We start from the raw sequence: 12309 nt of genomic DNA, 5'->3' as shown, positions 1-12309 counted from the left end.
AATTTTTTTTCATTTCAAATTTAACTTTTCCATCTGTAACAAATCTTTATTATCAACGACTCTTAATATAAATAATCTTTTTATAGTAATGAAAAATGCCAAAATTGCATCATTACTTTTTGTTTTGTCTGCAGGAAGTATGATGTTTGCCCAAGATGACTTAATCAATAAGTTAAAAAACAACCAATCACAAAATGCTAATTTTCAGTTCACAACGCTAAAAGACGTTGGTGCAACTTCTGTAAAGAATCAGGGTTCATCAGGAACTTGCTGGAGCTACTCAGGAAATTCATTCCTTGAATCTGAAATGCAGAGAATGGGCAAAAAACCTGTAGATCTTGCAGAAATTTTTACAGCGAGAAACTCTTATCATGATAAAGCGAAGTTATACGTTTTAAATAATGGAGCGATCAGTTGGGGTGATGGAGGTGAACTTCACGACGTAATCAATATGTATAAGAAGTACGGAGCTGTTCCCCAGGATGTGTATTCAGGATTAAAAGCAGGACAAACGACCAACAACTTCAAGGAAATGCAGGGGAAACTGAAGCCGGTTCTTGACAGTCTTGTTCAAGCTTCTTCAAAAGGAAAGCTGACGGATAACTGGATGGATTCTGTAGATGCTATTCTTGATGAATATTTAGGAAAAGTACCTGCTAATTTTACGTATGAAGGGAAGAACTACACTCCTAAAACATTTGCAAAAGAAGTAGTAGGAATCAATGCTGAAGATTATGTAGAATTATCTTCTTACAAAGACTATGCTTATTATGAGAAATTTGTAGTCCCGATTCCTGATAACTGGAGCCATGATTCTGACTGGAATGTACCGATGAAAGATCTTACAGCGATCATCGACAATGCAGTAAATAAGGGATATTCTGTAGGTTGGGCAACTGACGTTTCTGAACCTTATTTCTCTTACAAAAACGGTGTGGCTTATGTTCCTGATATGGATCTTGATCAGATTACTGCTGAGAACAAACAGACTTTGTTTACAGAGCCTAAAAAAGATAAAACGATCACTGAAGATATCCGCCAAAAAGCCCTTAATAATCTTTCTACAACGGATGACCACGGTATGCATATCGTAGGTCTGGCAAAAGACCAAACTGGCAAAGAGTATTATATGGTGAAAAACTCATGGGGAGTAACCAATGATTTTGCAGGATATATTTACGTAACAAGACCTTATGTTGAATATAAATCAACAGCAATTCTTGTTCACAAAAATGCAATCCCGAAAAGTATCTTAAAGCAATTGAAGCCAACCAAAAATATTGGTTTGTAAAGAAATCATTTCTGCCATTTAAAGGGCAGTTTTAGATATTTAAATCTGTTAAAAACCCGCTTCCGAAATTCCGGAAGCGGGTTTATTTTAGAATATATTTCACATTTAAGTGCAAAGTATTGTTTTATTTTCAAAAAATATTATATTTGTATAAATCAACAATCTAATTAACATGAAAAATCTAAAGAAATTAACAAAATCAACATTGAAAAAAATCAGCGGAGGAAATGCACCACAGTGTGAAGGTGATACGGTTGCCTGCCGTCACAAAGCTGAAGGTGGTGTTCCTGCATACTGGACATGTGAACCAGCTGCAACCGGATGCAGATTCTTATAAAATAGCTTTAAAAACTGTTTATAAAAAAACAAATAAAAACCCGATCTCAGAAATTCTGAAATCGGGTTCTTTAATAAATAGGTGAAAATTAAATATAAAATAAAGTGAATTATGCTGATTTAATACCAGATTGAATTGTTAATTCTGTTTCGCAAATCAATAAATTATGCTGTTAAAAAATCGACTGCGAAGCGAATTCACTATTCATTTTTGATATTAAAATAAAACGCCCATGCTTTCTGCTGAAAAATCAAGAAGAGCTTCTGTATTTCCGTCTTTGATCTTCTCTACCCATTGGTAGTCCTGAAGAATAGCTCTTCCTACCGCAACAAGATCGAATTCTTCATTATCAAGTCTTCTGATCAATTCTGTAAGGTCTGTTTTTTCTGTTCCCTGTCCTGCAAAAGCGTTAAGAAAATCTCCGTTCAACCCTACAGAGCCTACTGTAATAGTTGGCTGTCCGGTAATTTTTTTTGCCCATCCGGCAAAGTTTAAATCAGAACCTTCAAATTCCGGTTCCCAAAAACGACGTTGTGAACAGTGAAAAATATCTACACCTGCTTCTTTTAACGGTAATAACCAATCTTCCATTTCATTAGGAGTAAATGCCAGTCTGGTTTTATAATCCTGCTGCTTCCATTGTGAAAGACGGATGATAATGGTAAAGTCCTCTCCTACCGCTGCTCTGATGGCTTTCACAACCTCTACAGCAAATCGGCTTCTTTCTTTTAATGTTTTACCACCGTATTCATCTGTTCTTGTATTAGTAACTTCCCAGAAAAACTGGTCGATAAGATATCCGTGAGCTCCATGAATTTCAATACAGTCGAAACCAAGGTCTTTTGCTGATTTTGCAGACGCTGCAAACTGTGCTATCGTATCCTGAATATCTTCAATAGTCATTGTGGAAGCTTTTTCCATTGGAACCAAAGGATAATCCTCAGACATTCTTGTATCTCCTACGTGCCAGATTTGAGGTCCCATTTTACCTCCATTCTGATGTACAGTATCAATTACATTTTTCCAACCATTTAAAGCTTCTGTCCCATAGAAATCAGGAATATTCTGTAAGTTCTTTGATCCCGGTCTGTTGATCACAGTTCCTTCAGAAAGAATTAATCCTACTTCTGAAGCCGCTCTTCTCCCGTAATAGTCTGCGATATTCTGAGTTGGAACTCCATTGTCAGATTGTGCTCTGGTCATAGGAGCCATTACGATTCTATTTTTAAGCTGTAAATTTTTGTATTGAAACGGTTTAAATAATGATGATGTGCTCATATTTAAATTTATATTTTATAATTGTTACACAAAGTAACTAATAATAGTTCACTTTTGTATCCTTTATTAAAAAAATAGTGGTAACTTCGCAGTAACTTACATTAGTAACATCAAAGTAACGTATGAAATTCCGGTTCCATATGATATTTAAATAAAGATTTTCTTATGAAAAAGAATGAATTAATGCAATACAGCTGTCCTCTGGGTAAAGCTATGGCCGCTTTAGGAAGCAAATGGAAGCCTATTATAGTTCTTGTTATTAAAGACAGGAGATTACGTTTTGGAGAACTGGCAGTACGCATTAATGTCATTTCCAGAAAGGTATTAACTGATCAGCTAAGGGAAATGGAAACCGATGGACTGGTTATCCGTGAAGAGTTTAAAGAACTTCCTCCACGCGTGGAATATTCTCTTACAGAAAAAGGGTTGGCCTTGTTACCAATTTTATATTTACTGGAAGAATGGGAAGCTAAATATCAGGTAAAAGGATCGCATGAAGATAAAGATTGCGCTTTTTTGAATGAAGATGTGAAAAATAATAAGGCTGTCAATGTTTGATAGCCTTTTATTTTAAATTGTACTTTCAAAAAGGTAAGTGTATAACCAAAAAGTAAGTATATTGGTTTTGAAGTGTTTCTGATGCAAATTTGCAGAAAAATTTTCATTATGAATTACAAAGAAATTGCAAAAGAAACCATTGGAAATCTGTATAAAGCCCACAACAGCATTAGAAAATCCGGGATTGACGAAAAATTAATTGCACTCGTTGAACTTCGGGTTTCTCAAATTAATGGCTGTGCTTATTGCTGCAGCTATCATGCAAAAGAACTCTCTGATTTTGGCTTTGAACAGGATGTCATTAACAGACTTCCAGGCTGGAAACATACCAATGCCTTCAATAATCAACAAAAGCTTGTTTTAGAATGGGCTGAAGCTATTATTTACAGTAAAGATGATTGGCAAAATATCAAATCAAAACTGATAGAGCAATTCACGGAAAGAGAAATTGTAGAACTTACGGCAAGTATAACTCTGATGAATGCTTTGAATAAACTGAGAATTACCTTGGCTGAGAAGGATTAAAATTTATAGCACCAGCAGAAGTAATTTTATGAAAATTATACTTAATCTTTCTTTAAAATCAACATATTGGCAAAAGGAGTGATTTTTTTACTTTCTATTATTTTCATTTCTGCTGGTGAAATTGATTCTTTCCATTCTTTTTGACTTAAAAAGTGAAAAGCTCCGATATTAAAGAATATAAAATTGGTAATATCTCTAAACTGTTCAGATATTATGATTAGGCCTCCTTTTTTCAAAATTCTTTTAGCTTCTTTAAAAAACAAAACTCTTTTCTGATTATCAAGAATCTCATGAAGTGCGGTGACTGCAAGAATAACATCCTGAGATTCGTTCTCAAAAGGTAAAGTATCTGGTGAAATTCTTATTTCTCTGGGATTGGGAGGAAACACTTTTTTTGAAACTTCAATCCCGCTTTCATGCTCATGCCTGTTTCCGTAAATATCACAAACCGTAAAGTTTATTTTTGGATATTTTTCCTCAAGTTTTCCTGATAAAGGATCAAAGCTTGCATGAATTACAACAGCATTTTCAATTTTTTCCCAGTCTGCAAACTCTCTTAAATCATTCGGTTCATACAAATCAGATTTATCATAAAGAATATATGATGCAACAATTGAAGCCAATATATTTAAAATAATAAGACTCCCAAAGCTTCTTAATAATATGATCAATAGTGATGAATTTATCTGAAAAGACATTATAAAAAGAAATAATGATATCAAAATACCAAGTACTATTTTTTTATAATTGAATAAGATTACAAGCTGAGTTATTTTCATTTAATTAGTGTTTAAAGAAGATGGTCAATTCTCAAATTTACAAATTTTAAGTCCATTTCTAAAAAACAAAACCGCTCCCAAAAGGAAGCGGTTTCAAAATTTATTTAAAATCCCAATTAGAATATCGCTGGATATTTCTGAGGATTTGTTTCATTAAACATAGCGTAGATCTTTTCTACCATATCGTCTGCAGATGGCTTGCTGAAATAGTCACCATCACTTGCATACGCAGGTCTGTGATCGTTTGCTGCAATCGTCAACGGATCAGAATCCAGGTATCTGAATGCTTTTTGCTTTTCAAGGATCTGTTGTAAGATGAATCCTGTAGTTCCTCCTTCCACATCTTCGTCAATCACGACTAATCTGTTTGTTTTCTTAACACTTTCAGCAATTTCGTTAGATAAATCGAAAGGAATCAACGACTGAATATCAATTACTTCTGCAGAAATTCCCAGTTTTTCCAATTCGTTGGCAGCTTCTGTTACAATTCTCCATGTAGAACCGTAAGTGACCAAAGTAACATCTTTTCCTTCTTTAGTTACTTCAATTTTCCCTACAGGAACGGTAAATTCTCCTAAGTTATCCGGTTGTTTTTCTTTTAATCTGTATCCGTTCAGACATTCTACGATGATCGCAGGTTCGTCAGCCTGAAGCATCGTGTTATAGAATCCGGCAGCTTTTGTAAGGTTTCTAGGTACCAATACCAGAATTCCTTTTGAAAGGTTAAGAATACCCGCCATTGGAGAACCTGAATGCCAGATTCCTTCTAGTCTGTGACCTCTTGTTCTGATGATCAGTGGAGCTTTCTGACCTCCTTTCGTTCTGTAATGTACGGTTGCCAGATCATCACTCATTCCTTGTAAACAGTAAAGAACGTAGTCTAAGTACTGGATTTCAGCAATTGGTCTCAAACCCCTCATTGCCATACCAATTCCCTGTCCAAGAATTGTTGCCTCACGAATTCCTGTATCAGCGATACGTAAAGCCCCATACTTTTCCTGCATTCCTTCCAATCCCTGGTTTACGTCACCGATATTTCCGGTATCTTCACCAAAGATTAAGGTTTCAGGATATTTTTCAAAAATTTTGTCAAAGTTGTTTCTGATCACTACTCTTCCATCAACATCCTCAGAGCTGTCGGAATATACCGGCTTGATCTCCTGAATGTTTTCAGATTTCCACTCAGACTGAGAGTATAAGTGAGATGAATAGTTGTCTTTTTCAACTGCAGCAACTTCATTGTATTTCTGCATCAACTGATTTCTTTCTGCAGAATTGGTTCCTCTTGTTACCAGTAAAGCTTTTCTTACTAAATGGAAAATATCCTTTTTAGCTTTTGAAACAAGCTTATTGAATTGAGAAATGTAGGTTTCAACTTCAGCATTCTGCCCTTTAAGGTTCTCTACTAAAGGTAAGATAGACTGAATAAGTTCTGAAACTGCTTTCTGATAGTTTTCCCAAGCCGTTTTCTGTCCAGCTTTTGCAATTTTTTTTGCTTCTTCATCAATAGCTTCCAGTTCTTCAGCAGTAGCAATCACCTCTTCATTTCCATCAATCTCAATAGAGTAGTTCAAAATCCATTCTTTGAATTTTGCCAATCCGTCAAACTCAGCTTCCCAAGCCAGACGTTCTTCATTTTTATATCTTTCGTGAGATCCGGATGTAGAGTGTCCCTGAGGCTGAGTAACATCAATTACATGAACTACTACCGGTACACTTTCTGTTCTTGCAAAATGTTCTGCCTTAGCATATGCATCTAATAATGCAGGATAATCCCAGGCCTTCACCTGAATGATTTCACATCCCTGATTTTCTCCTTCTTTTCTCTGGAAACCGCTTAGCATCTCGCTGATGTCAGCTTTTGCTCTTTGATTTTTAGTAGGAACTGAAATTCCGTATCCATCATCCCAGATAGAAACAATCATAGGAACCTGAAGTGCACATGCAGCGTTCAGAGTTTCCCAGAAATGACCTTCTGCTGTAGAAGCATCTCCAATTGTTCCGAAAGCAATTTCGTTACCTTCTCTTGAGAATTTTTCTGAACCTTCAAATTTTACACTTTTATAAATTGTAGAAGCCTGAGCCAATCCCAATAATCTTGGCATTTGTCCTGCTGTAGGAGAAATATCCGAAGATATATTTTTCTGAGCTGTCAAATCTTTCCAGCTTCCGTCTTCATTTAAACTTCTTGTTGCGAAATGCCCGTTCATTTGTCTTCCGGCTGAAGCAGGCTCTCTTTCCACGCTTGTATCTGCATACATCTGTGCAAAGAAACTTTCTACTGTTAAGGCATCTATTGCCAATGCAAAAGTCTGATCCCTGTAATATCCTGAACGGAAGTCCCCATTTCTGAAAACTTTCGCCATAGCAAGCTGAGGAAGTTCTTTTCCATCCCCAAAAATTCCGAATTTAGCTTTTCCAGTGAGTACTTCTCTCCTTCCGAGATAAGACATTTCACGAGAGATCCTTCCTAACCTGTAGTCTTCAAGTATCTGATTTTTAAAATCTTGAAAGGATATTTGCTGTGTTTCAATATAGGTTGTTTGCATAGCTAAGTAAAAAAGTTTTTTAATCTTCAAGTATTTTGCTAATATACACTTTTTAAATTAATTTTAATTTTTAATAATCTTTTTTAAAAATTTGATAATAAAAAAAATTGTGCTTTATTTTGATAAAAATTGTAAATGATGGAAAAAAAGTCACCTCACATTTTGAATGCTTCCAGCAATCTTTTAGGATTTTCTTTAATCATTATTACCTCATTGAAAATTTCTAAGATCAGTCAGAGTACGTATTTGGACGAATTTGCAGGATTTGCCTGTATTCTTTTTGCCTGTAGCTGCTTCTTTTCTTTTCTGGCTATCAGAACGAAAATTGAAAAGCGCGAATCTACCTTTGAAGGTATTGCGGATTATTTATTTTTAATCGCTTTATTTTGTATAGTTCTAGCTGTTATTATTGTAACTCTGAAAATTATTTAATTTAAAATTTTCGCTCAATTCTATATTTCAGGGTAATATATAAGGATAATCGCAGGAAAATATGAGAACTTATTATTAAGCTCTTTCTATTTTTAAACTGAAGCAATATCAGATTCTGAATATAAAAAAAGAAAGTGTTCTGTATATATTTCCAGTTTTCTGAAAACCTATACAAAACACTTTTGTTTTGATTAAAGTAAAGATAAAATTATATCTTCTGAACGGTTACATTGGTAACATTTCCACTTCCTGTAGATCCTGTTTCTGTTGCAATAATCGTAGCATTTTGATTTGGAGCTGCTGTAAAACGGATCTGATATCCTGCTGTGGGCGCTACCACTACGGTTGTATAGTTCATCAATTCACCTACCGTTCCTGAAGAAGCAACTGCATTATAATGGCTTCCTCTTCCCAGATAATTAGCATCCGGTACAGGTCTAATGCCAATGAGCAACTGAGTATCCGCAGGCATATTGGTAAAGCTTGCCTGTAACGTTATCAGATAATTCCCAGCCTGATTGAAGGTTAATACGCCAGTTCCTGCATTGTAAGAATAGAAAGGAGAAGTTGCTATCGGTGTAGCAAATAATAAAGTCGTAATTGTAGAAGAACTGATGTTCTGGTTAGCTGCTAAACGCGCATGAAACAGCGAATAAGCAGTGAAATCTATAGTCTTTAGTACTCCGGTAGCATCAGCTACAACAACCCTGTCAGTTCCCCCGATACCTATATTCGAGTTAATATTACGGATACGGGCATTTCCTGATGCCACATCCAGCTTTTCACTTGGAGAAGTTGTGCCTATCCCTACTTTAGCAGTAGAAGTTACGCTAAAATCGTTATCCTGTTGAGTTACTGAAGGAGTTCCCGTAGCAGGATTGTCTTTAGAACCGTCAATATGAAAAGTTGTCTGGGGATTTTGAGTGCCTATTCCCACTTGAGCATACGTGAGAAAGCCTGAACTGATAGCACACGCTACCATCATTGTCTGGATTTTTTTCATTATTTGTTGTTTTTTTGTAATGACAAATAAACAACAATTATATTGAAACCCAATGAATTATTAACAAACACTTTATTTGAGTTATGCAAAATATTAGTTTACAGTAATTTACTAATACAAAAAGAATAGCCTAATCACAACTCGTTGAATTATTGAGAGATAGGGCTATTTTCTCTCCAATAATAAGAATTCAATAACCATGCAGGATTACAGGAAATAAGAGAATAAAAACCGGGACTGATAAAAAATTCTTTTTATCAGAATTTTCTTTCAATTACATAATCAAGCATAATATGCAACGATTTTCTGGCTTCAGAATCCGGGAATTCGTCCAGAATATCTTTGGCTTTCTGCTGAAAATCTTTCATAACCGTAATAGCATATTCCAGTCCGCCGGAGGTTTTAACGAATTCTATAAGCTCTTTTACACGTTTGGGATTGTTATTGTATCGTTTTATGGTATCGAAATAATATTTTCTATCTTTTTCACCAGCTATTTTCAGGGTATGAATTAAAGGCAGGGTCATTTTCTGTTCTTTAATATCAATTCCTACGGGCTTTCCGATCACGTTTGAGCTTAAATAATCGAAAAGATCATCTTTAATCTGAAATGCCATTCCTGTAAAAGTTCCAAAGTCCATCATCTTCTTAGCCAAAGCTTCATCTGCATTATTGGAAAGAACTCCTATTTCACAGCATGCTGCAATCAGAGTTGCTGTTTTCTGGCGGATAATCTCATAATAAACATCTTCAGTAATATCCAGTTTTCTCGCTTTTTCCAGCTGAAGAAGTTCACCTTCTGACATTTCACGGATTGTTCTGGAAATTACTCCAAGTAAATCATAATCTTTATGGTCTGTTGATAATAAAACTGATTTTGACAAGAGATAGTCACCTACCAAAACCGCAATTTTATTCTTCCACAAAGCATTGATTGAAAAGAAATTACGACGTTTAAAACTCTCATCCACCACATCATCATGTACAAGAGTTGCAGTATGAATCAGCTCGATCATAGAAGCACCACGATACGTCTTTTCTGTGACTTCACCCACAAGTTTAGCACAAAGAAACACAAACATTGGGCGCATCTGTTTTCCTTTGGTGGTAACAATAAAACGGGTTACTTTATCTAATAAAGCTACTTTACTCTGCATTGACTCATAAAACTTCTGTTCAAAAAGTTTCATTTCATCATTGATCGGTCGTTTAATCTCTTCTACAATGTTTGCCACAATCTGCGATGCTGGGTGAATAATTATTAATTCTCACAAAGATAATTTTTTTCGCTCAATTTTAAGACAAATTAATCTTTGAGTTGATCTTTCGGGATAAAATAAAATGAGGGTTTTGTAGTTCCCAGCGGAGATTTAAATTTTTCCCCGGAAATATAAATTCCCGTTTCATCTACGCTTATTCCTTCAATCTGAGCTAATGAAAGGGCTGTTCCCAAGTAATAGTGCTTTGGTTTTTCTTTAAAAAATACCCCGGGTTCCGTTTCAGTAAAGATATCTAAAAAGACTTCCGTTTTCTTGGTATATCCCACCAAATAGAGCTTTTTATCAAAATAGGAAGCATCTGTAACTACAAAACCTGTTTTATAGGTTTCAATCTTTTCTGCTTTTTGAAATTCTGAAATATTGGGGTCTACAATATAATGAGAGGTTGCTTTTGCTACCCATTCTTTAGTAAATATATGCAGCTTTCCGTTCAAATAGATCATGGCTTCTGCATCAAAATCATTTCTGGTATTTTTGGAAATAAATTCAGTCTGTTCAGGATAATAAAAAGAAATTGTCGTTCCATCTAAAGCTCTTTCCGAGCCAGGAATTTTAATGTTAATAGAAGTATCAAGACGTTCGTAAGGAACTTTATAGATCATCAGATTTTTCCTTGTTCCTACATTATTTCCAAAATCTCCGATATAAAAATTCTCACCGTCATTAGCCAAAGCTTCCCAATCATTATTAATCAGATTGGTTTTCAGTGTTCGGATGATTTCGCCATTATTTTTATCGATTTCAAAAAGTTCGGCTGGATTTCCACTATCGTTGAAAGTGTATAATTTTCCGTTTAAAATGTCAAGTCCGGAAGTTTCTTCAATCTTATCATTCAGATAATTAACCCTGTATTTTTTTATTTTCAGAAAGTCGGTCTGCTGGGAAAATGCAGATTGAGTAATGATGAGGGCAACAATCAGAAAGAGTTTTTTCATATAACAAAAATAGGATTTTATTCTGAGTTGGAGAGTTGGGATGTGAGGTTCGGGGTTTGAGAGTTTTAGGGTTTGAGGGTTTGTAAATGAGAGAATTTGTGATTATAAGAACATAGATTCCTACGGACTGAACAACTAAGCGCTTTATTTCTCCACACACTTTGTCATTCCGGAGGAATCTAAATATTTAATGTAGTCTTTTGAAAAAAATTCTTGATTTTGGGTTGGAGAGTTTAAGAGATTTATTATTTGTTATTCTCTCATCTTAAAATAGAAAAACGAGCTAAAATAGCCCGTTTTTCATTAGATTTCTATTGATTTTAAAAACAAGTTTAAGCAGTTTTCTGCTCTTCCTGAGTTTGCTGTTGTTCTTTCTTTTTTGCCTGTTTTGCGAAGTATTCTTTCTGGTATTGCCTTACCGTTTTTCCGGTTCCGTCATGTCTCCATCCCGGTGAGTTGAAAATATAATTGATTCTGTCAGTGAATTTTAATCCGGGCTGTTTAAGATCTTTCCAGATTTTTCTCCATTCATAAAAAAGGACTGTATCTGGTCTGTTGTCCTGCATTTTAGGATAGATTCCATATTTTACAGGAATATTGGGGTCTTCTTTTTGAAAAGTTCCAAATATTTTATCCCAGATAATCAGGCACATTCCCATATTTTTATCGAGGTATTTTACATTACATGCATGATGAACACGGTGGTGAGAAGGAGTGACAAGAATATATTCTAAAAATCCCATACTCTTCACAGTCTGTGTATGAACCCAGGTTCCATATACCTGACCAATGGCGTAAGCTACCATAATATGCCAAGGATTGAATCCTAAAAATGCAAGCGGCGAAAAATATAAATATCTGTATAACGGCTGCAGTACAGGGCTTCTGAATCCTGTTGTAAGGTTAAAGTATTCTGAACTGTGGTGTGTGATATGTACCGCCCAGAATGCCCTGGAACGATGGTCAACATAATGCAGCACGTAATAGGCAAAATCTGTGATGATAAAACAGGCCAGCAGATACCATACGCTAAGATCCCATGAGAAAAGTCTGTGATTGTAGAAGAAAAACATAACGCCCATGGCAAATGCTTTCATGATAAGGTCCAGACCAAAGTTCATCAATGCCAAATAAACATTGGTAGCAAGATCTTTCCCACTATATAGCTTAGCTTCTGAAACGTGGCTGTAAATCATTTCAGCTAAAATAACGGTTGCATGCAGCGGGATAGCCCATGCATACACATTTTCCAGCCCATCCTCACTCATAAGAAAATCCATCATCACAAAATAATTTGTGCAAAGGTAGGGTTTTAACCTTTTTTTAAGGAATTTTTGATTTT

At 35.3% G+C, this 12309-nt stretch carries 12 protein-coding genes; 5 read left to right on the top strand and 7 right to left on the bottom strand.

Going from position 1 to position 12309, the window contains the following annotated elements:
• The first annotated feature begins 88 nt into the window (after nt 1-88).
• Both ACLMCG_RS10335 and ACLMCG_RS10330 read left to right on the top strand, forming a co-directional pair.
• Nucleotides 89-1291, top strand: a complete 1203-nt coding sequence (locus ACLMCG_RS10335; RefSeq protein ID WP_413959471.1) for an aminopeptidase C — start codon at nt 89-91, stop codon at nt 1289-1291.
• Between the two features lie 172 nt (nt 1292-1463).
• A complete protein-coding gene (locus ACLMCG_RS10330; RefSeq protein WP_413959470.1) occupies nt 1464-1628 on the top strand; it encodes a bacteriocin-like protein in 165 nt (54 codons plus the stop codon).
• Nucleotides 1629-1844: 216 nt separating this feature from the next.
• Here ACLMCG_RS10330 and ACLMCG_RS10325 read toward each other — a convergent pair whose 3' ends face one another.
• Nucleotides 1845-2906 carry an NADH:flavin oxidoreductase gene (locus ACLMCG_RS10325; RefSeq protein WP_413959469.1) on the bottom strand — a complete coding sequence of 354 codons (1062 nt, stop codon included), beginning with the start codon at nt 2904-2906 and terminating at the stop codon, nt 1845-1847.
• Nucleotides 2907-3071: 165 nt separating this feature from the next.
• On the opposite strand from ACLMCG_RS10325, the gene ACLMCG_RS10320 reads away from it, so the two are divergent.
• Nucleotides 3072-3464: a helix-turn-helix domain-containing protein gene (locus ACLMCG_RS10320; protein WP_309433895.1), complete on the top strand. Its 393-nt coding sequence runs from the start codon at nt 3072-3074 to the stop codon at nt 3462-3464.
• Between the two features lie 108 nt (nt 3465-3572).
• The gene (locus tag ACLMCG_RS10315) at nt 3573-3989 is read left to right on the top strand and encodes a carboxymuconolactone decarboxylase family protein (protein WP_413959468.1); all 417 of its coding nucleotides are present in this window, start codon (nt 3573-3575) and stop codon (nt 3987-3989) included.
• A 41-nt stretch (nt 3990-4030) separates the two neighbouring features.
• Here ACLMCG_RS10315 and ACLMCG_RS10310 read toward each other — a convergent pair whose 3' ends face one another.
• Nucleotides 4031-4768 (bottom strand): class I SAM-dependent methyltransferase, encoded by a 738-nt coding sequence (locus ACLMCG_RS10310; RefSeq protein WP_413959467.1) that lies wholly within the window; start codon nt 4766-4768, stop codon nt 4031-4033.
• 116 nt (nt 4769-4884) lie between these two features.
• Nucleotides 4885-7317, bottom strand: coding sequence for a thiamine pyrophosphate-dependent enzyme (locus ACLMCG_RS10305; protein WP_413959466.1), 2433 nt, complete (start codon nt 7315-7317; stop codon nt 4885-4887).
• Between the two features lie 138 nt (nt 7318-7455).
• Here ACLMCG_RS10305 and ACLMCG_RS10300 point away from each other — a divergent pair, with 138 nt between their 5' ends.
• Nucleotides 7456-7749, top strand: coding sequence for a hypothetical protein (locus ACLMCG_RS10300; protein ID WP_047421833.1), 294 nt, complete (start codon nt 7456-7458; stop codon nt 7747-7749).
• Nucleotides 7750-7957: 208 nt separating this feature from the next.
• Here the strand turns inward: ACLMCG_RS10300 and ACLMCG_RS10295 are convergent, their stop codons facing one another.
• The 4 genes from ACLMCG_RS10295 to ACLMCG_RS10280 form a co-directional block, all read right to left on the bottom strand.
• The gene (locus ACLMCG_RS10295) at nt 7958-8752 is read right to left on the bottom strand and encodes a hypothetical protein (protein ID WP_413959465.1); all 795 of its coding nucleotides are present in this window, start codon (nt 8750-8752) and stop codon (nt 7958-7960) included.
• Nucleotides 8753-9009: 257 nt separating this feature from the next.
• Nucleotides 9010-9987 carry a polyprenyl synthetase family protein gene (locus ACLMCG_RS10290; protein WP_413959464.1) on the bottom strand — a complete coding sequence of 326 codons (978 nt, stop codon included), beginning with the start codon at nt 9985-9987 and terminating at the stop codon, nt 9010-9012.
• A gap of 71 nt (nt 9988-10058) precedes the next feature.
• Entirely contained in the window at nt 10059-10967 is a 909-nt protein-coding gene (locus ACLMCG_RS10285; RefSeq protein WP_413959463.1) for a hypothetical protein, read from the bottom strand.
• Between the two features lie 332 nt (nt 10968-11299).
• On the bottom strand, nt 11300-12250 hold the full coding sequence (locus ACLMCG_RS10280) for a sterol desaturase family protein (protein ID WP_413959462.1): 951 nt from the start codon (nt 12248-12250) through the stop codon (nt 11300-11302).
• Between the last annotated feature and the right edge of the window lie 59 nt (nt 12251-12309).

Source organism: Chryseobacterium sp. S90 (genome assembly GCF_047444895.1).
Lineage (GTDB): Bacteria > Bacteroidota > Bacteroidia > Flavobacteriales > Weeksellaceae > Chryseobacterium.
The sequence above is the reverse complement of the archived record's forward strand: the minus strand, read 5'-3'. Positions and strand labels throughout refer to the sequence as shown.